Genomic DNA, 18943 nt, shown 5'->3' with positions numbered 1-18943 from the left:
GAGACGATTCGAGTCCTCATCGACGTGATGTCGAGGATTTCGCCCGCCCCCAGGCCGAACCGGGGGCTGCCAGTACCGGGCGCTAGCGCCCGGCTTCGTGGCCATGTCGGCCGTGTGCCTGGTCGTGACGAGCCGGTTCACGCGACGACCGCACGTCGTGTGGACGGCGGCACCCGCGGCGGCGGTCAGTGCCGTCGCGGTGGAGCCGGTTATCTCGACGTTCGGGTTCGGTCAGGTCAACCTGGTCCTGATGACGCTGGTTGTAGTCGACTGTCTCGTGGTGGGCGACCTGAGGCGGCGCGTGTGCAAGGACTGGCGGGCCGCGCTCACCTCGACGGCCGCCTTTGCCAACGCTGCTGGTGTCACCCGTGTCGTGGTCCCACCGCTAGGTGTGGTGCGTGCTCACGTTGCTGGCGTTCGCCGTGCCAGCCGCGGTGTTCTGCCTCCTGGCTGCCGGGCGGCGACGACCGAGAGATGTCGTGGACCTGGTGGCAGCACATCCCCGGCAACGCGTCCGTGTTGCCGGGGATGGCGGCGCTCGTGGTGTCAGCCTTCGTGGGCCTGCGGCGCGGGGGTCAGGAAATGCCGCGGAAGAAGGTGCGGATGTCGTTCGCGAGCAGTTCCGGTTCCTCCATCGCGGGGAAGTGGCCGCCCTCGGTGAACTCGGTCCAGTGGCCGATCGCCTTCCACGGGTCGACCACGCGGCGCAGGAGCGGGTGGGTGTTGAACACGGCCCAGCCGGACGGCACGTCGGACGCCATGACCAGGCTGAGTCCGGAGTGCTCGGACTCGTAGTAGAACTGGGCGCTCGACGCGCCGCTGCGGGTGAACCAGTACAGGCTGACGGTGGTGAGGAGCTGGTCGCGGTCGACCGACTCGTCCGGCGTCCGGTAGGCGCCCGCGGTTCCGGTCCTGAACTTCTCGGCGATCCACGCGAGCTGGCCGACCGGCGAGTCGGTGAGCGCCGCGCCGATCGTGTCGGGACGGTGGTCCTGCATCCGGAGGTACCCGTGGTCGGCCGCGTCCTCGGTGCGCACCGCCTCGATCTGGGCGGTCTCGTCGTCGGACAGGCCTTCGGGGTAGGGGAACTTGTCGCCGAGCAACCCGAGCAGCCGGGGGTCGCTGCCGATGTGCGTGCCGATGACGCGCTCCGGGTAGATCGCCGCGAGGCGGCCGGTGGTGCCCGAGCCGATGTCGGTGCCGTGGGCGGCGAACCTCGCGTAGCCGAGGCGCGTCATGATCTCGGCGCAGGCGTCCGCCGTCCGCGCCAGTTCCCAGCCGGTCCCCGACAGCGGGGTGGAGAACCCGAAGCCGGGCAGGGACGGGATGACCACGTGGAACTCGTCGGTCAGCAGCGGGACGAGCCGCTGGTAGTCGACGAACGACCCCGGCCAGCCGTGGTTCAGGATCAGCGGGGTCGCCGTCGGGTTCGCCGATCGAACGTGGACGACGTGGAACGTCTGGCCGTAGACGACCGTCGTGACCTGTTCTTGCTCGTTGAGCTTCGCCTCCTGCGCCCGCCAGTCGAACCCGTCGCGCCAGTACTCGGCCAGCTCCTCCAGGTACACCAACGGGATGCCGCGGCTGAAGTCGGCGCGATCGTCCCGGCCCGGCATGGGGATCGGCCAGCGCGTGCGTGCCAGCCGGTCGCGCAGGTCGTCGACGTCCGCCTGCGGGATGTCGACGCGGAACGGCGTGAGTGCGTTGTTCTCGTTCATGACGCCGACATTCTCAGGCAATGCGGCAGGCTTGCTTCCGCAATTGCCGGCACGATCCCAACCATGTTGGAGACCTCGGCCCGCCTGCTCGAACTGCTGTCGTTGCTCCAGCTCAAGCGCGACTGGACGAGCGCCGAACTCGCCACCCGGCTCGAGGTGAGCACGAGGACCGTGCGCGCCGACATCGGCAGGCTGCGGTCGCTCGGGTACCCCGTGGACGCGCGCCCCGGCGTCGCGGGTGGGTACCGGCTGGCCGCCGGGACGGCGATGCCCCCGCTGCTGCTCGACGACGACGAGGCCGTCGCCGTCGCGGTCGGACTGGGCGCCGTCGCGACCCAAAGGCTCGGGGTCGAGGAGACGTCGCTCACCGCGCTCGCGAAGCTGGAGCAGGTGCTGCCCTCCCGGCTGCGTCGGCGCGTGGAAGCGGTGCGCGAGGCGATGAGCGTCGTCCCAGGGGCCGGGAAGCCGCTCGACCTCTCCGTTCTCGGCGCGGTCGCCGCCGCGATCCGCGGCCACGAACGGCTCCGGTTCGGGTACACGAAACCAGGGGGCGACGAGGAGGCGCGCCACGCCGAACCCCAACGGCTGGTGACCTGGGGAGCGCTCTGGTACCTGCTCGCGTGGGACCTCGACCGCGACGACTGGCGGGTCTTCCGCGTCGACCGCATGGCCCCGCGCGCGCCGACGGGCGCGCGGTTCCGGCCGCGGGTGATCCCCGAGGACAGCGCCGTCGAGTACGTCGTCCGCCGTGTCAGCAAGGGGGCCTGGAAGTACCGCGCACGGCTGCTCGTGCACGCCTCCGCCGCCACGGTCGCCGCGAAGATCCACATCCCGGTGGACGTCGAGGTGGTCGACGAGTCCACGTGCCGGGTCGAGGTGGGTTCCGACGACCCGGACCGGCTCGCGCTGTGGATGGCACAGCTCGACCTCGACGTCGAGGTGCTCGACGGGGCCGAACTCGCGGTGGCGTTCGACCGCCTCGCGACGAGGTTCCGCCGGGCCGCGTCCCTACCACCGCAGCGGACCTGAGCGCCCGATGAACGTGCCGGTGGGTCCGTCGGGCGCGACGGTGGCCAGCGCGACGATGCCGTCGGTGCCCTCGGTGACGGTCTGGAGTCCGTTGTGCCCGTTGAGGTCGGTGGCGGTGTAGCCGGGGTCGGCGACGTTGACCCGGAAGCGCGGCAGGGCCTTCGCGTACTGGGTCGTGATCATGTTGAGCGCGGCCTTGGACGCGGGGTAGGTCAGCGCCACGATGGTCGACTCCTCCCGGCGCGGGTCGCCGGTCAGGGCGAACGAGCCCATGCCGCTCGTGACCATCACGATCCGCGGCGCGGCCGAGAGATCGAGCAACGGCAGCAGCGCGTGCGTCACCCTGACCACGCCGATGGTGTTGGTGTCGAAGACGATCCGCATGTGGTCGGCGGTGGTGTCGCGAGGCCCGACGCGCTCGCCGGTGATGCCCGCGTTGTTGATCAGCACGTCCAGCCTGCCCCAGCGCCGCTCGACCTCCTTGGCCGCTGCGGCGACGGAGTCGTCGTCGGTCACGTCGATGACGACGCTGTGCACGTCCCCCGCGATCTCCGACGCGGCGGCGGACCCGCGTTCCGGGTCCCGGCTGCCGAGCAGCACCGTCCACCCCAGTTCGGCGAGCCGCCGGGCCGTCTCGCGGCCGAGTCCCTTGTTCGCTCCGGTGATCAGCGCGATCGTCGTGTTCGTCATGGTCCCCACCATCGAACGGGCTTCGGCGCGGTGCCAGGGATCCGTGGTACCAGGCTTCGGAGGCCGCCGTGGGCCATGCTTGAACCCATGGACCGGACAGAACTGGCCGCCACCCTGCGGATGTGGCGGGAGCGGATCAGCCCGTCCGACGTCGGGCTGCCCGCCGGGTTGCGCCGCCGCACGCCCGGTTTGCGGCGCGAGGAGGTCGCCCACCTGGCGGGCGTGTCGGTCGACTACCTGGTGCGGCTGGAGCAGGCGCGCGGCCCGTACCCGTCCGAGGTCGTGCTGGGGACGCTGGCCCGCGCGCTGCGGCTGTCGGAGGCCGAACGCGATCACCTGTTCCGACTGGCCGGTGTGAGCCCGCCGGGGGCCGGGCGGATCCGCGGCGCGGTGAGGCCCAGCGTGCGACGCCTGTTCGACCGGTTCGCCGACGTGCCCGCGATGCTGGTCGACGCGAAGACCGACGTGCTGGCCTGGAACCCGGTGGCGGCGGCGCTGCTGGGCGACTACTCCGCCGTGCCGCACGCGGAGCGGAACGTGGCCTGGCAAGCGTTCCTCGGCGGTGGCGGCAGGACGTGGATGGACACCGCGGACCGGGAGCGCATCAGCGGGCACCTGGTGGCCGACCTGCGTCGCGCCACCGCGCGCTACCCGGACGATCCGGGGCTGCGCGGGCTGATCGGCGCTCTGCTGGCGGGAAGCCCGCGGTTCACCGACCTCTGGGCGCGGCGCGACGTGGAGGAGCACCAGAGCGAGCGCAAGACGATCCACCACCCCGATCTGGGCGAGATCGTGCTCGACTGCGACCACCTGCGCCTCGACCAGGACGACCAGGTGCTGATCGTCTACTCGGCGGAGCCGGGCACGCCCAGCGCGCGGGCGTTGGAGCTGCTGCGCGCGGTGGCGGACGGCCGCGGCCCCGCGGTTCCTACCGCGGGCCCGCCAGGAGTTGGACGAAGTGGCGCATGAAACCCGCCATCACGGTCTCGAAGTCCATGTCCATACCGCGCGAGGACATCGTCAGCGCGCCTTCGCGACAGCAGCACATCATGCTCGCCATCTCCGCGCAGTCCACGCCGTCGGCGACCTCGCCGCGGTCCCGCATCCTGACGAGGCAGCTCTCCACGAACTCCCGCTGCTTCTCGTGGAACTCGAGGAAGTGACCGGCCATGAAGTTGTCCTGCCGTGACATGTAGGCGATGTTCGAGAACACGTCCTCCAGTTCCACGGCGTGCTCGCCCAGCCGCGCGTCCATCTTCTCCTTGACCTTCGAGGTGAAGGTGGTGAAGAAGTGCAGGATGTCCTCGGTGGAGTTCGCCTCATTCTTCTCGAACTCGGCGAACGCGTCCGAGACCGGTTTCAGGTAGCACTCCTCGAAACACGCCTTGATGAACTGCTCTTTGGTCTCGAAGTAGTAGTAGAAGGCGCCTTTCTTCACCTCGCTGTACCGCAGGATGTCGTCCAGTGAAACACTCGCAACGCCATTCTTGATGGACAGCGAGAAACCGGACACCACGAGTCGCTCGCGAGTGCGTTTTCCTCTTACCCCCAGTTCTGCGGCGCCAGTCAAAATAGTCCTCCAGATCGTTTTTTGCGAAAAGCTGGACCGATCGTATTGCCCGATTTGAACGCTTGTCAAACCGATCGGTCCCGACTTCGCGTTCACCATCCTGTTGACACCGAAAAGGTCCGGTGCTAGCTTCCACACTCACTAGACCAACCAGTTGGTACAGTTGCTGGAGGCCAGGTAGATGCCCATCGAGACGTCCGACCACGCGCCGGAGACCAACCGGAACCAGGCCGACCGGGCCAAGCAGGGGATTCGCGTCTTCTCCGGACTCGGTCAGCGCGATCTGCTCGCTTCGAACCGGATCGAGGCGGCGGGTTCCGGCTGGCGAATGCTCATCCGAAACCCCTGGTACACCGGCACGCACCTGTCCACCGTGTCCTCGATGAAGATCGAGGTGAACGGCCATGCCGTGCCGGAGGAGAACACCGTGATCTCGCTGCGCGGCCAGCAGATCCCCATCGCCTACGCCAAGACCATGCATGAACTCTGGTGGGGAATGGGCGAGGTCGCGGACGTGCTCCTGACCGACCCCGCCCTGGGTGGGGTGCTCGCCGAGAAGAACGCCGTGCACGTCGACATCGACATGCGCACCACGTTCAGCTACGGCTTTCCCGACGACACCCTGCCGTACCGGTTGACCGTCGAAATGGAGTTCGAGAAATGAAACTGGGACTCAGCCTGTACTCGTTCGGCGCGGACGTCCACTCGGGCCGGATGGACATCTACGACGCCATTCGCGCGGCCGCGGAGATCGGCTGCGACGGCGTCGAGATCATCGCCGAACAGCACATACCGGGGTGGCCGAACCCCAGCCTGGACGACCTGACCGCCATCCGGGAGCTGGTCGCGTCGCTGGGCATGGAGATCTTCTGCTTTAGCTGCTACTTCGGCAGGAACGTCCGAAGCGACCGCCCGCAGACGCCGGACGAGATGACGCACCACGCCAAGCGGATGATCGCCATGACGAGCTACCTCGGCGCGAAGATCATGCGGCCCGCGTTCAACGCGAGCCCGGTCGGCGTCCTGGTGGACTACGTCACCAGCGTCCTGCCGACGTTGGAGAAGTACGGCGTCATCTGGGGCGTCGAACTGCATGCTCCCCACCCTCCCGAGTACTACCAGGAGGCGCTGGAGGCCGTCGACTCGCCGTGGTTCCGGCTCGTCCCGGACTTCTCCTGCTGGCAGGGCCCGAACGCGCCGGGCCAGATCCACCCCAACGAGCTCTCCACGTTCGAGCCGCTGCTCAAGTACACGGTGCACTGCCACGCCAAGGCGCACATGTTCGACGAGAACGGCGACGAGCCCAACACGCCGTACGAGGAGCTGCTGGGCATGCTCGCCGACCACGGGTTCGAGGGTTCGGTGGCCGGGGAGTACGAGGGCTGGTTCATCAAGGACGTGCCGTCCGAGAAGACCGCGCGAACGCTGTTCGCCCTCCTGGAGAAGCACGGCCGATGAGCGCGACGACGACCACCGGCCCCGTCTTCGCCGGACCGCGCACCGCTCTGCCGATCCCCGCGGAGGTCGACGTGCTGATCGTCGGCTCCGGGCCGAACGGGGCCACCTACGCCCGCGTGCTGAGCGAACACCACCCCCGCGCCCGCATCCTGATGGTCGAGGCCGGGCCGCGCCTCACCACCGTCCCCGGCCTGCACACCCGCAACATCACCGACCCGGACGAGCAGCGCCGCACCGTCCGGGGTTCCGAGGGCGGTGACTCGACGGACTCCGCCGAGGTCGGCACGCACCTGCGCCAGGAACGCGCGGGCGCCGTCCCCGCGGCGGGCACGTTCTTCGTCGACCGCGACGCGGCGGCGCGCGACGACGACGGCACGCTCCCGGCCGCCGCCCTCTCCTCCAACGTCGGCGGCATGGGACGCCACTGGGCCTGCGCGACACCGACCCCGCACCCGTCGGAACTGCCGCGGTTCGTCCCGCCGGGGGAGTGGGCCGAACTCCTCGGCCGGGGCCGCCGCCTGCTCCGGTCGAACGACCGGCCCCTGACGGACGCGGCGCACTGGGCGGAATGCCTCCGCAGGGTCTCGGCCGCGTTCGACGCGTCCCTCCCCGACGACCGCCGCTCGGGCAACATGCCCGTCGCCCGGCGAAGCGCGCCGGACGGCACCGTGCTCTGGTCGGGCAGCGACACCATCCTCGGCGTGCTTGCCACCGAACCCCGCGAGACGTTCACGATCGCCGCGGAAACCCTCTGCACCACCCTGCACGAGGAGGGCGGTCGCGTCCGCGCCGCGACCCTGCGGTCCCTTGTGGACGGTTCCACGACGACGGTGGCCGCCTCGGTCGTGGTCGTCGCCGCGGACTCGCTGCGCACCCCGCAGTTGTTGTGGAACTCCGGCATCCGGCCACCGGCACTGGGCCGCTACCTGGGGGATCACCTCGTGATCGCCGGCGCGTTCACCCCCGAGTACCTGGACGCGCCCGACGACGTCTCCGAGATCTTCGGAGCGGGCCGCAGCCTGAACAACACGACCGGAACCGCGTCCAACGGCCTGGGCACCATCCCGTTCAACCCCGTCACCCACCCCCTGCACAGCCAGTTCGGCCAGGCCGCGGTCCAGCGCGAAGGCGGGCGACGGCCGGTGGGGGTGACCATGTTCGGCTACCTGCTGCCCAAGCAGGCGCGGTTCGAGGACCGCGTGCGCTTCCGCGCCGACAAGAGCGACCGGTACGGGATGCCCGCCATCGAGTTCGACTACTCGCTGACGGAACGCGACCGCGCGCTGGCCGACCTCGCGACGGCCAACGTGGTCCGCGCCGCTGAGGCGCTCGGCGCGTCGGACGTGCTGCCCGTGAGGCAACCCAACGGCATGTCGCTGCACTACCTCGGCACCGTGCGGATGGGTGCCGAGGACGACGGGACCTCGGTCTGCGACAGCGGTTCACGGGTGTGGGGGTACGACAACCTCCACGTCGCGTGCAACGGCGTGATCCCGGCCGAGCTGAGTTGCAACCCCACGCTCACCAGCGTCGCCATGTCGGTCCGAGGTGCCATCGCGGCGGCCGCGGTCCTCGAAGCCGCGATGGCCTGAACCGACCCCCCACCAGTCACCGGACCGCCGTACGAAGGAGTACCGATGTCCGTCGCGTCGCCTGGACCCGAAGCCACCACCACCGATCCCCCCGGCGGGAGAGGTCTTCCCGGACTGCGGGAGCACCGCCTGCTCCCGCTGCTCTCCACGCTCGTCCTCAGCGCGGTCGTGCTGTTCCTGTTCTGGTCCGCGCTGTCCTCCGTGTTCCTCGCCTTGCAGGTGAAGCAGCTCGACCCCGAAGGTGCCGCGGGCGGACTCGCCAAGGTGCTGGCCGTCGGCGCGATCGGCGCATTGGTCTCCGCACCGCTCGCGGGTGCGCTGAGCGACCGGACCCGCAGCCGGATCGGCGGACGCGGCCCCTGGATGCTCGGCGGCGCCGTCGTGACGTTGGTGCTGGCGGTCCTGATCGGCCGCGCCTCCAGCACCACCGAACTGATGGTTTACTGGACGCTGGTCCAGGCGAGCACGAACTTCATCTTCACCCCGCTGCTCGTGCACATCCCGGAGCGGGTCCCGTTGGCCCGCAGGGGAATCTTCTCCGCGGGCCTGGGCCTCAGCCACCTCGCGGGCATGCTGCTTGGCTCGGCGGTCGGCGCGGTCTTCGCCAAGAGGCTCGTCGTGGGCTACCTCGTGGTCAGCGTCCTGCTGGTCGTCGCCGTCACGGTCTTCGTCCTGGTGAACCGCCGCTCGAACGTCGGCGTGCCCACCCCCGCCTTCCGCCTCGTGCCGCTGCTGAAGACGTTCTGGGTCAACCCCGTCAAGCACCCCGCCTTCGGACTGGTGTTCCTGGGCAGGTTCCTGTTCATGACCGGGTTCTTCCCCACCACCGTGTACCTGCTCTACGTGTTGCAGGACTACCTCGGCCTCGGTGAGGCGGCGGTGTCGCGCCTGCCCGCGATCAGCCTCGCCAGCATGATCGGGTCCCTCATCGGCACACCGCTGGCGGGCTGGCTGACCGACCGGCTGGGCGCCACCCGCCCGCTGATCTACCTCAGCTCGGCCATCATGGTCGTCGCCTTCGTGCTGCCGCTGGTGTTCCCGACGTTCCTCGGCCTGCTCGCCTACAGCTTCCTGGTCGGGCTGGGCTTCGCGTCCTTCGGAGCGGTGGACTACGTGCTGATCACGAAGGTGCTGCCGTCCCAGGACGACGCGGGCAAGGACCTCGGCATCATCAACATGACCACCACGCTCTCGCAGACGTTGGGGGTCGGTGTCGCGGGCGCGCTCATCGGCGCCGTCGGTTCCTACGCCGTCCTGTTCCCGTTGGGAATCGTGCTGGTCTCGCTCAGCGCGGTGTGCGTGATGCTCATTCGGAACGTGCGGTAACTGACTGATCGCTCTCCGGAATAATGGTTCCTCGGATCGCGCGGCCACGTGTTCCGCTTACTTCGTCATTCTTCCAATCACAATCACCGTTGGTGTTGTCACCATACTGTGGCCAATTGTCACCTATCTGGCCCAACTGATTTATTAATCGGTGACAGTCGTGCAACTGTGCGGCCGACCAGCGCGTTTCCCGAGGTAGAGTCGGTCATGGGAGCTGATCAATTGATTGGTTCAGTGGCCGCCGTCCAGGGGGAGAGCCTGGTCGCCGCCAACGGGCCATACAGCATATGGGGACCAACTGACACGCCCGCGATCATTTCCGAGACGGACGTCGACCCTCTCGAGTTGGGGGTCCGATTCCGGGCGAGCAGATCCGGTCATGTCACCGGTGTGAAGTTCTACAAAGGCGCCGGGAACGGCGGCACGCACACCGGATCGGTGTGGACCACGAGCGGCACACGGCTGGCGAGCGCGGTCTTCACGAACGAGACCGCGACGGGGTGGCAGACGGCGATGTTCGCCACGCCGGTCCCGATCCAGGCCAACACGAGCTACATCGCCTCGTACTTCGCGCCGCAGAGCCACTACAGCGCTACCTACAACTATTTCACCACCGGCAGGCTCAGCGGGGTCTTGCAGGCGCCCGCGTCGACCACCGCTGAGCCGAACGGCGTGTTCCGCTACGGGGCGACGAGCGGGTTCCCCGCCTCGACGCACGCGAGCGCCAACTACTGGGTCGACGTGATCTTCCAACCGGCGCCGCTGGACCAGGGGTTCGGCGGACCCGTCCTGCTGATCAAGTCGGACGCGCGGCCGTACAGCCGGTACTACAGCGAGATCCTGCGCGCCGAGGGCATTGGCTCGTTCACGACGGTCGACCTGGCCGCCGTCGACGCCGCCGTCCTCGGCCAGCACGACGTGGCGATCCTCGGGGACATCCCGTTGACCCAGGCGCAGGTCACGATGTTCACCGACTGGGTCAACGCGGGCGGCAACCTCATCGCGGCCCGCCCGGACAAGAAGCTCAACGGGTTGCTCGGGCTCACCGACCTGGGGACCACGCTGGACAACGGCTACCTGCTGATCGACAGCGCGAAGGTGCCGGGGCTGCCGACCGTGACCATGCAGTACCACGGCACCGCGGACCGTTACACGGCAACGAACACGACGACCGTGGCCACGCTCTACAGCAACGCCACGACGGCCACGGCCAGCCCGGCCGTCACGATGCGCCAGGTGCCGAACGGCGGTCACGCCGTGGCGTTCACCTACGACCTGGCGCGCTCGATCGTCCAGACCCGGCAGGGGAATCCGGCCTGGGCGGGTGACGAACGCGACGCGGACCCGCCGCTGCGGCCGGTGGACCTGTTCTTCGGCCCGAAGGTCGGTGACGTCCGGGCGGACTGGATCGACTTCGCCAAGGTGGCCATCCCCCAGGCGGACGAGCAGCAGCGCCTGCTGGTGAACGTCCTCGCGTCCGTCAACCGCGCCAAGAAGCCGATCCCGAAGACGTGGTACCTGCCCAAGGGGCTCAAGGCCGCCATCGTCATGGCGCTCGACGACCACGGCACCCCCACCGGGACGCGGGACTACTTCGAGCAGCTCAAGACCGCCACACCCGCCGGTGCGGCGCTGGACAAGTGGGAGTGCCTGCGGGCCACGTCCTGGATGTTCATCGAGGGCACGACCATGACCAACGCGCAGGCGGTGGCCTACGCGGCGCAGGGGTTCGACCTCGGCATCCACGTCAACACCGGCTGCGCCAACTGGACGCCCGCCTCGCTGGAGGCGACGTTCACGTCGGAGCTGGCGGCGTGGGCCACGAGCTTCCCCGGCCTGCCGCCGCAGCAGGGGAACCGGACGCACTGCATCGCGTGGAGCGACTGGGCGACCCAGCCCAAGGTCGAGCTGGGCAAGGGCATCCGGATGGACCTGAACTACTACTACGCGCCGTACTGGTGGGTCCAGAACCGGCCCGGCATGTTCACCGGTTCCGGCCTGCCGATGCGGTTCGCCGACGTCGACGGCACGATGATCGACGTCTACCAGGTCGTGTCGCAGCTCGTCGACGAGAACGGCCTGACCTACCCGGCGGGCATCGACACGATGCTCGACCGCGCCCTCGGTCCCGAGGGCTACTACGGTGTTTTCGGCACGCACTACTACCTCTCGGACAACTTCGGCGCGCAGGTGATCACCTCGGCGAAGGCCCGCGGCGTGCCGATGATCACCGGGCAGCAGATCCTCGACTGGACCGACGGCCGCAACAACTCGTTCTTCTCGCAGATCACCTGGAACGGCAACAACCTGACGTTCACGGCCACGGTGGACGCCCGGACCAACGGGATGTTGCGCGGAATGCTGCCCATGCAGTCGATCAAGGGCGCACTCACGGGCATCACCAGGAACGGCGCGGCGGTCGTCCACACGCAGGAGACCATCAAGGGCGTCACGTACGCGATGTTCCCGGTCACCACGGGGAACTTCAGCGCGGCCTACGCGCCGCACACGGTCCCGGCCTCGTTCTGGTCGAACTCCACCACGCCGTCGAACACCACCACGACCGACACCAGCGCCGGTGAACTGGGCTTCAAGTTCACGCCCGCGGTCAACGGCAGGATCACCGCGGTCAAGTTCCACAAAGGACCGCAGAACCTGGGCACGCACGCGGTGAGCGTGTGGTCGTCGACCGGTGTCCGCCTCGGCACGGCCACGGCCACCAACGAGACGCCGAGCGGTTGGCAGACGGTGCAGTTGCCCACGCCGGTCGACGTCGTCGCCGGCAGCACGTACGTCGCGTCGTACTCCTGTCCCGGTGGGAGGTATTCGTACGACTACGACTACTTCACGCAGGCCCGCACCAGCGGTCCGCTCACGGCGCCGTCCTCCGTCGGCAGCGGCGGGAACGGGGTGTACAACGTCAGCGGCAGCTTCCCGAACCAGACCTACCGCGATCTGAACTACTGGGTGGACGTGGTGTTCACGACGTAGCGCCCCTGGGACGAGCACGGCTCCCGGTGATCGCACCTGATCACCGGGAGCCGTGTCGACCAAGCCTCAGACGACGGTGCGCCAGCGGGGCGGGATTTCCTCGGGCTGGATCGTGCCGCCGCCGCAGCTATCCTGGTAGAACCACTCGCGGAAGCCCGCCGGGTCGGTGATCCGGTTCTGGTAACCCCAGCCCCGCGCCCGATCCTTCTCCGCGCGGGGGAAGGCCGCGCGGTTCTTGTGGCGGTCCAGGCAGATCCCGTAGTCCATCCGGTGCAGGTGCAGCAGGTGCAGCAGCGGGTCGACGTTCGTGCGCTGGTCCAGCCGGTGGTGGAAGCCCAGGTTCCACAGCGACGGGACCCGCGCGATCAGCGACTTGGAGTAGATCTCGTTGCGGTACCAGTGCTTCCGCTGCGCCAGCACGGGCTGTTCGGGGTCGAACGCCGGTTCGCTGTCGGTGACGTGCAGCAGCTCGTACCCCTGGCAGGTCACGAAGTCGTCGTCGAAGTTGTCGAGGTAGTCGCCCAGATCGCCGGTGTGCGGCTCGGGCGCGATGATCTCGTCGGCGTCGGCGAACACCACCACGTCGTAGCGGTCGAGCAGGTCGTGCTGCCTGCGCTGGATGACCTCCCGCTGCCACTCCGCGCCGAACACGGGCTGGTCGACCGGGATCCGGGTGAACCCGTACTCGTCGGCGAACCGGTCGGCGCCGCCGTGGTCGAGCACGTGGATGTCCTGCGGCGCGAAGAACCGGCTGTAGTAGCGCAACCAGATCGGCAGGAAGACCTCTTCGTCGCGCACCAGCGTGAACACCGCGCGCGTCGGGCCTTCGGCGTTGCCCGCCGTGATCTTCCAGCGCTGCCGCGGGTCGTGGAAGTACGACGAGTCGTCGACGGCGCTGCTCAACGCTCGTCCGCTCGCGGCCGAGACGATGGCGAACTCCTGATCTGCCACCGGGATCACGCGCCACCGGCCGGTCACCCCGTCGGCGGCCAGCGTCAGGTCCTCGGTCAGGGCCACGCGGGTGTCGACGTTCGTCAGCTCCCACAGGTGTTCGCGCCCGTCGACCCGGCTGAACCGCCACCGCTGGGACGCGTCGTTCGCGGACCGGCGCCAGGTGTCGGCCAGCGTGCCACCCGGCCCGGCCTCCAGGACCTGCCCCGTGCCGACGTTGACCAGCTTGACCGGCCGGTCGTCCGGCACCGATGTCCTCACCTCCGCTTGTCGGTCGGGGGACGGCGCGTGTTACTGCGGTCTACGGTCGTTCGGGCTCGATCGGGAAGCGGCCGCTGCGCCACTGCCAGTGACGGCCGGACTTCAGGTGGTCGATGATCGCGCGCTGGAGCACGGTGCGTCGCGGTAGCTGGTCGAGTGGCGTGCTCAGCGCGCGGAACACGAACCGCCGCGCCTCGACGTCCGCGTCCAGCCCTTCCTGTTCCTCGTGGGGTTCCAGCTCGAACCTCTGCTGGAACCGGACGATGTTGGAGTCCGCGGGCAGGTATTCCAGTAGCTGCGGGTCGAGCAGCCACGAGCCGCAGGAGAAGGCCGTGTAGTGCTCGTCGGGGAAGTGGCGCGGGAAGAACGCGCGGGCCTCGTCGAGTGACGCCGTGACCGCTTCCGGGGCCAGCGGTCCGGATTCGGGGACGTGCAGGCCGATGGCCGTGCCGCCGCGCTGGTGTTGCAGCCGACCGAGTTCGTACACACCGCCGCGGGCGTGCAGCGTCAGCCAGCTCTGCATGACCGGCCAGCCCTCGCGGTTCATCCGCCGGTCGACCGCGAGGTTGCGGCCGAGGTCGGCGAGGGTCGTCCAGGTCACGTCGTCCGGGATGCCGTGGTCGCGGTGGTAGGCGGTGACGACGTCGAGCAGGGCGAGGTACGCGTAGACGTAGAGATGGCGCCAGGCGGGACCTCGTTCACGCGGCAACTCCGGGCCGGGCGGCAGCCACTCGTGGCCCCCGAGGTCGGCGCGGACCAGGGCGATCGAGCGGTCGAGCAGCCAGCGCAGCTCGGGAGTCCACAGTGGAGAGTCGGGGTCGGGCCACCCGGCCATGATCTCGGCGACGTCGTCCGGCCGCACCGCGAGCCGGTCCAGGAGCGCGGGCGCGTCGGCCTTGGCGGGCAACGGAGCCGACGGCCGGTCGCCGGCGAGCCGGTGCACGCGGTCGACGTCTTCGACGGGCACGCCGAGCCGGGCAGCGATGTCGTCCAGATCCACGCGACCGACCCTACCGGCCGGTGCTCCGCCTGCTGTGGGTTTTCGCGATCTCGGACTCCTGGTGGGGACTGAACAGTGACTGAAAGGACCTTTCGGCGCGGTTTACCCCGTGCACCACCCACCCGTTAAGTCCGTGACCGATCTCGCCCTTCTGCGTCACCTGACGCATAGTTCCGCCCCCGACTCCGGTATACCCACTGACCTGTTGGCAACGATCACAGGAGTCTGCATGCGCGCTGCGTCGGAGCCGACGAACGGATCCCCGGAGTTCGGTACTCGGAACCTGATCGGCCACGTCACCGGCACGTCCGTGCAGGCGGGCACGGTGCACGGTGGCGTCCACGTCCACATCGCGTCCGCGGTGCCGCCGGTTCCTGCGAAACCCTCGCGCCGAGGACTTCCACGCCGCATCGACCTCGTCGGGCGGGACGCCGAACTCGAGTCGGGGGTCGTGATGCTGACGGATCCCGACCAGCGTCACGTGCTCTTCGTTCACGGAACACCAGGTGTCGGGAAGACAGCCTTCGCCGTCGCGCTCGGGTGGTCCGTGGCGGATCGGTTCGCCGACGGTTGTGTGTTCGTCGAGGTCTCCGAACGTGGTGACCTCGTCGCGGACCTGCTGTCGGCGCTCGCACCCGGCGAGCGGTTGCCGGGTGAACGAGATCAGCGGATCGCGGCGCTCTCCGCGCTCGCAAGCAGGCTCGACGTGCTGGTCGTGCTCGACAACGTCCGTGACGAGGACTCGTTGGGCGAGGTGTTGGCACTGGGCGGCCGACTCGCCGTCTTGTGCACGAGCAGGAACCGGCTGACAGGGTTGGGCGACCAGGACGTCTCGTTCCTGGAGCTCGATTCGCTGCCGGTGGGTGACAGCTCGCGGCTCGCGGTCTCGATCGCCGAGCGGCTCACGCCGCAGCAGAGCGTGGAACTCGCGGAGGTGTGCGGGGGTCTGCCGATCGCCTTGTGCGTGGCGTCCGCGCGCATCAACCGGACCGCGTCGCTCGATGTCGACCGGTACCTGAAGGACCTCGCTCACCCGGACCACGGCCTGGAGGAGTTACGCGCGGGAGCGCGGTCGGTCGAACGGATCATCGAATACAGCCATCGCGAGCTGACATCGGGGCAGACAGCCCTGTTCGCCACCCTCGGGATGCTCCCAACACGACCGTGACGGTCGACGTGGTCTCGATCGCGTTCGTCGAAAAACTCGACACCTTGTCGCCCGACGACGTCCGCCGGACCCGGCGGCTGCTCGACGACCTCCACGAGTTGAACCTGGTCGAGCGGACCGGGGCGGACGCGTATCGCATGCACGACGTCCTCTACCGCTTCGCTCGACACCGAGCGCCCTCGGACGAGCAGTGGCGGAACCGGACCGTCGAGCACACGTGCCTGGCCTACCTGGCCAGGGTGGATTCGGCCGCCAGGTCAATCGGATTCCTCGACGACCAGGCGAGGAATCCCTCGCCGACCAACGCCGCGGCCCTCGCGGCCCTCGAACGGGATCACGTCGGTGCGGTGAGCACGATCGAGGCGGCCATCGCGCACGAGCTGTGGACTGACGCCGTCTCCCTGGCCTCCGCGATGATCCCGGTTCTCCAGCACCTCGGTCGGTGGGACGGGTTGGTCCGGGCCGCTGACTGCCTGAGAGTGGCAGGTGAGCGCACCGGCAACGTGCAGTGGTTGACGGCTGGCCTGCTCAATCTCGGCAGTGCGGCGAGCCATCGAGGTGACATCGACCTCGCGGTTGACCGGTACCGGCAGTGCTTCGAGGCCGCAGCCGCGGCCGGAGAGCACACGACCATGGCGCTGGCTCGTAGCGCGTACGGAGGACTTCTCCTCGACGCAGGTCGTTCCCGCGACGCCATCGACGTCATCCGAGGAGGTCTGCCGATCTGGCGGTGGGCTGGGGACGACCTGCGCCTCGCGACCGCGCTCAGCGACCTCGGCAAGGCCAACGTTGGAATGGCGAGGTGGCGCCGAGCCGAGCAGTACTTCCGAAACGCGCAGGCGGTTGCTCGGCGCGGCAGGCTCGGCGCGCTCCTCCCGTCCTTCGGGGTCCTGCTCGCTGAGTCGCTGCGGCTGGCCGGTCGCCTCACCAGCGCGAGCCGCGAATGCGAGGAAGCACTCGATCGCGCCCGCGCGGTGGGCGATCGGGCGGCCGAGGCGGACGCCCTACGTCAAGTCGCCCTCATCCGGCAAGCCGTGGACGAGACCGAGTCCAGGATCGACCCGTTGACCGATGCCCTGGCGATCTACCGGGAGAGCGGAGACGTGAAGGGCGAGATCGCCACCCTGCACATGCTCGGCCAAGCGGTGGGACACCGCGACCAAGCCGAGTCGGCGCGGTACTACGGCGAGTGCGTCGAGCGCGCGACGACCGTGGGCGACCTCGTGCACCTGGCGAACGCCCTGGCAGAACTAGGTGGACTGCACGCGGCCGCGGGGGATCACCTCAAGGCCGAGGACTGCTTCCGGAGGGCGGTGGACGTCGCCGAACACAGTGGCAACGAATTCCTGCTCATGCAAGTGTCGCACGAGCGGGCGAAGGTCTTCCGCCACACGGGCCGGGTCGACCAGGCGGTGCCACTCCTGCGTCGCAACGTCGCGATCTTCGAGCGGAACGGGGAATCTCCAGCCCTCTCCACCGCAAGAGCACTCCTGGGTGAAGCGCTGATCCACCACGGCGACTGGAAGGAAGCCGCGAGGGTGTTGCGAACTGTCGCGGACGCACCTCATGAGATCACGCACGCGCGCACGAGGGCGTCCGCGTTCCGCCACCTCGCCACCCTGTACTCCCGTCGTGGACTCTGGGATGAAGCGGTGAGTTCCGTCGAGCGGGCACTCGTGCTGGCCGACGAGTCCGGTGTGGAGGAGGAGCGGATGGACTGCCTGCTGACCAAAGGCACAGTGCTGGCTCGAATGTCCCACTGGGAGGAGGCCGTCGCCGCGTACCGGATCGCCTTGGCACTGGCCGTTGAACGCCGAGCGGTGCACACCCAACTCGTCGTCCAGGGCAATCTGGCGACGTGCCTGCACCGCGCCGGGTCAGGGGAGGAGTCCGTCCTGACGCTGCGAGCCTCCCTGGAGTCGGCGAGGAAGGTGGGCGTGAAGGACCTCGAAGCCTCCATACGGAACAACCTCGGTGCGATCCTCGCCGAGCAGGGCGACGCTGACGCTGCCGTGGTGGAGTTCGAACACGCACGCACGATCGCGTGCGAGTTGGGCAACAAGAGCCTGATCGCGGACGCGCTCCTGAACCTCGCCCGAGCACACCTCGCCCGGACGAGGTTCGACGAGGCGGCGCGGTGCGCCCACGAGGCGAGGTTGCTCCGGCAGGAGGCTGAGGAGTGGCGACCCGCCGCGAACGCGTTGAAGGTGGAGGCGACGGCGCTCGCAGCCCTTGCCGTTGCCGCCGGTAAGGAGCCGGACCAAGTTCCGCTGCCGGACGACGTCGCACCGATGGTGCTCGCCACGATGAGGTCGAAGTACGTCCGGGCGGAGTACTCGGCGCCCCAGCCCGAATCCGAGCCGCAGTTTGACCGGCGCCGGATCGTCGTCAGCCAGGACGTTGTCGACCGGTACGGCGACGTACCCCTCGACCAAGTGCTCGCCCGACTCGGCACGGACCGGCGCCACTGCGTGTCCTGCGGTCTGCCGCTGGCCGCGAACGGGGTCGCGCACGTCGTGCTCCTAAGCAATCAGGGCGATGGACCTGACGGGATGACCCTGGCACACCCGACGTGCGCGCCTCCCTCGGTCGTGCGGGTCGAGCAGTTGCCCGATCGGCACGAGCGGGTCAGATTAGAGATCGAGTGCACCGTCTGGGGTGACGACGTGGCGGGCGTCGTCGTCGACGCCCGCGGTCCTTGGGCGCAGAGGGAGGACGGGGTGGTGTCCGACATCTTCATAGAATCGCTCCGCCAGGTGGGTTTCACGAGTCTCGGGGATGCTTCGGCGATCGAGCAGGTCACCAGGAGCAGAGCCGGTGCACGGCTCGTCGGGAACCGAATGGAGATCATCGCCGACGGTGCTGAACTGGTCGCGCTGCCACTCTCGTTCTACCCGCGGTGGTACCAAGCTGCCCGTAAGGGTGCGGTCATCGCCATGTTCGGCCACGACCTGCGCGGCATGGTCGCGGACAGCGACCGCTACTTGGTGGAGGCCATGAGACGGGGAAACGTGGTGGCGGCGGCCCTGGAACTCGTCGTTGTGCCGCCCGGTCGAAACCAGTCGTGCGTCTGTTCCCCCAGCACGGGCCTGAAGTACAAAAAGTGCTGCGGCAAAAGGTAAGGGATGCCACTCCAGAAGAGCGGACGCCGGTGGCGTTGATCCATACCGCATCCCGTGGAAACGACAT

At 68.8% G+C, this 18943-nt stretch carries 15 protein-coding genes; 10 read left to right on the top strand and 5 right to left on the bottom strand.

Annotation, left to right across the window (positions count from 1 at the left end; translation table 11 throughout):
• Positions 1-103 precede the first annotated feature (103 nt).
• Entirely contained in the window at positions 104-661 is a 558-nt protein-coding gene (locus NZH93_RS26305) for a glycosyltransferase 87 family protein (protein ID WP_259625962.1), read from the top strand.
• On the opposite strand, the gene NZH93_RS26300 is transcribed toward NZH93_RS26305, so the two are convergent.
• On the bottom strand, positions 576-1718 hold the full coding sequence (locus NZH93_RS26300) for an epoxide hydrolase family protein (protein WP_259625876.1): 1143 nt from the start codon (positions 1716-1718) through the stop codon (positions 576-578). The genes NZH93_RS26305 and NZH93_RS26300 overlap by 86 nt on opposite strands.
• A 63-nt stretch (positions 1719-1781) precedes the next feature.
• Here NZH93_RS26300 and NZH93_RS26295 point away from each other — a divergent pair, with 63 nt between their 5' ends.
• Complete coding sequence (locus tag NZH93_RS26295) at positions 1782-2747, top strand: helix-turn-helix transcriptional regulator (RefSeq protein ID WP_259625875.1); 966 nt, start codon at positions 1782-1784, stop codon at positions 2745-2747.
• On the opposite strand, the gene NZH93_RS26290 is transcribed toward NZH93_RS26295, so the two are convergent.
• A complete protein-coding gene (locus NZH93_RS26290) occupies positions 2727-3437 on the bottom strand; it encodes an SDR family oxidoreductase (RefSeq protein ID WP_259625874.1) in 711 nt (236 codons plus the stop codon). The two genes, NZH93_RS26295 and NZH93_RS26290, sit on opposite strands and share 21 nt — an antisense overlap.
• Positions 3438-3524: 87 nt before the next feature.
• Here NZH93_RS26290 and NZH93_RS26285 point away from each other — a divergent pair, with 87 nt between their 5' ends.
• Positions 3525-4406 carry a helix-turn-helix transcriptional regulator gene (locus NZH93_RS26285; protein WP_259625873.1) on the top strand — a complete coding sequence of 294 codons (882 nt, stop codon included), beginning with the start codon at positions 3525-3527 and terminating at the stop codon, positions 4404-4406.
• Here NZH93_RS26285 and NZH93_RS26280 read toward each other — a convergent pair.
• Positions 4366-5106: a TetR/AcrR family transcriptional regulator gene (locus tag NZH93_RS26280; RefSeq protein WP_259625872.1), complete on the bottom strand. Its 741-nt coding sequence runs from the start codon at positions 5104-5106 to the stop codon at positions 4366-4368. The two genes, NZH93_RS26285 and NZH93_RS26280, sit on opposite strands and share 41 nt — an antisense overlap.
• 82 nt (positions 5107-5188) lie before the next feature.
• Here NZH93_RS26280 and NZH93_RS26275 point away from each other — a divergent pair, with 82 nt between their 5' ends.
• The 5 genes from NZH93_RS26275 to NZH93_RS26255 all read left to right on the top strand — a co-directional run bounded on the left by NZH93_RS26275 (position 5189) and on the right by NZH93_RS26255 (position 12374).
• Positions 5189-5671: a C-glycoside deglycosidase beta subunit domain-containing protein gene (locus NZH93_RS26275; RefSeq protein ID WP_259625871.1), complete on the top strand. Its 483-nt coding sequence runs from the start codon at positions 5189-5191 to the stop codon at positions 5669-5671.
• Positions 5668-6465: a sugar phosphate isomerase/epimerase family protein gene (locus tag NZH93_RS26270; RefSeq protein ID WP_259625870.1), complete on the top strand. Its 798-nt coding sequence runs from the start codon at positions 5668-5670 to the stop codon at positions 6463-6465. The genes NZH93_RS26275 and NZH93_RS26270 overlap by 4 nt, the downstream gene beginning before the upstream one ends.
• On the top strand, positions 6462-8057 hold the full coding sequence (locus tag NZH93_RS26265) for a GMC family oxidoreductase (RefSeq protein ID WP_259625869.1): 1596 nt from the start codon (positions 6462-6464) through the stop codon (positions 8055-8057). Before NZH93_RS26270 ends, NZH93_RS26265 begins: the two co-directional genes overlap by 4 nt.
• Positions 8058-8102: 45 nt before the next feature.
• The gene (locus tag NZH93_RS26260; protein WP_259625868.1) at positions 8103-9383 is read left to right on the top strand and encodes an MFS transporter; all 1281 of its coding nucleotides are present in this window, start codon (positions 8103-8105) and stop codon (positions 9381-9383) included.
• Positions 9384-9590: 207 nt separating this feature from the next.
• On the top strand, positions 9591-12374 hold the full coding sequence (locus NZH93_RS26255; RefSeq protein ID WP_259625867.1) for a DUF4082 domain-containing protein: 2784 nt from the start codon (positions 9591-9593) through the stop codon (positions 12372-12374).
• Between the two features lie 66 nt (positions 12375-12440).
• On the opposite strand, the gene NZH93_RS26250 is transcribed toward NZH93_RS26255, so the two are convergent.
• Both NZH93_RS26250 and NZH93_RS26245 read right to left on the bottom strand, forming a co-directional pair.
• The gene (locus tag NZH93_RS26250; protein WP_259625866.1) at positions 12441-13574 is read right to left on the bottom strand and encodes a glycosyltransferase family 2 protein; all 1134 of its coding nucleotides are present in this window, start codon (positions 13572-13574) and stop codon (positions 12441-12443) included.
• Positions 13575-13626: 52 nt separating this feature from the next.
• Positions 13627-14586 carry an acyltransferase domain-containing protein gene (locus tag NZH93_RS26245; protein WP_259625865.1) on the bottom strand — a complete coding sequence of 320 codons (960 nt, stop codon included), beginning with the start codon at positions 14584-14586 and terminating at the stop codon, positions 13627-13629.
• A gap of 229 nt (positions 14587-14815) precedes the next feature.
• On the opposite strand from NZH93_RS26245, the gene NZH93_RS26240 reads away from it, so the two are divergent.
• Both NZH93_RS26240 and NZH93_RS50820 read left to right on the top strand, forming a co-directional pair.
• On the top strand, positions 14816-15754 hold the full coding sequence (locus tag NZH93_RS26240) for an NB-ARC domain-containing protein (protein WP_259625864.1): 939 nt from the start codon (positions 14816-14818) through the stop codon (positions 15752-15754).
• 239 nt (positions 15755-15993) lie between these two features.
• Positions 15994-18876: a tetratricopeptide repeat protein gene (locus NZH93_RS50820; protein WP_259625863.1), complete on the top strand. Its 2883-nt coding sequence runs from the start codon at positions 15994-15996 to the stop codon at positions 18874-18876.
• Positions 18877-18943: the final 67 nt, after the last annotated feature.

The organism is Umezawaea endophytica (assembly GCF_025061645.1).
GTDB classification, from domain to species: domain Bacteria; phylum Actinomycetota; class Actinomycetes; order Mycobacteriales; family Pseudonocardiaceae; genus Umezawaea; species Umezawaea endophytica.
This window is presented reverse-complemented; position numbering and strand designations above follow the sequence as displayed.

Coding starts and splice junctions, on each gene's coding strand:
- NZH93_RS26305 (WP_259625962.1), top strand. CDS start 104: ATGTCGGCCGTGTGCCTGGTCGTGACGAGCCGGTTCACGCGACGACCG.
- NZH93_RS26300 (WP_259625876.1), bottom strand. CDS start 1,718: ATGAACGAGAACAACGCACTCACGCCGTTCCGCGTCGACATCCCGCAG.
- NZH93_RS26295 (WP_259625875.1), top strand. CDS start 1,782: ATGTTGGAGACCTCGGCCCGCCTGCTCGAACTGCTGTCGTTGCTCCAG.
- NZH93_RS26290 (WP_259625874.1), bottom strand. CDS start 3,437: ATGACGAACACGACGATCGCGCTGATCACCGGAGCGAACAAGGGACTC.
- NZH93_RS26285 (WP_259625873.1), top strand. CDS start 3,525: ATGGACCGGACAGAACTGGCCGCCACCCTGCGGATGTGGCGGGAGCGG.
- NZH93_RS26280 (WP_259625872.1), bottom strand. CDS start 5,106: ATGGTGAACGCGAAGTCGGGACCGATCGGTTTGACAAGCGTTCAAATC.
- NZH93_RS26275 (WP_259625871.1), top strand. CDS start 5,189: ATGCCCATCGAGACGTCCGACCACGCGCCGGAGACCAACCGGAACCAG.
- NZH93_RS26270 (WP_259625870.1), top strand. CDS start 5,668: ATGAAACTGGGACTCAGCCTGTACTCGTTCGGCGCGGACGTCCACTCG.
- NZH93_RS26265 (WP_259625869.1), top strand. CDS start 6,462: ATGAGCGCGACGACGACCACCGGCCCCGTCTTCGCCGGACCGCGCACC.
- NZH93_RS26260 (WP_259625868.1), top strand. CDS start 8,103: ATGTCCGTCGCGTCGCCTGGACCCGAAGCCACCACCACCGATCCCCCC.
- NZH93_RS26255 (WP_259625867.1), top strand. CDS start 9,591: ATGGGAGCTGATCAATTGATTGGTTCAGTGGCCGCCGTCCAGGGGGAG.
- NZH93_RS26240 (WP_259625864.1), top strand. CDS start 14,816: ATGCGCGCTGCGTCGGAGCCGACGAACGGATCCCCGGAGTTCGGTACT.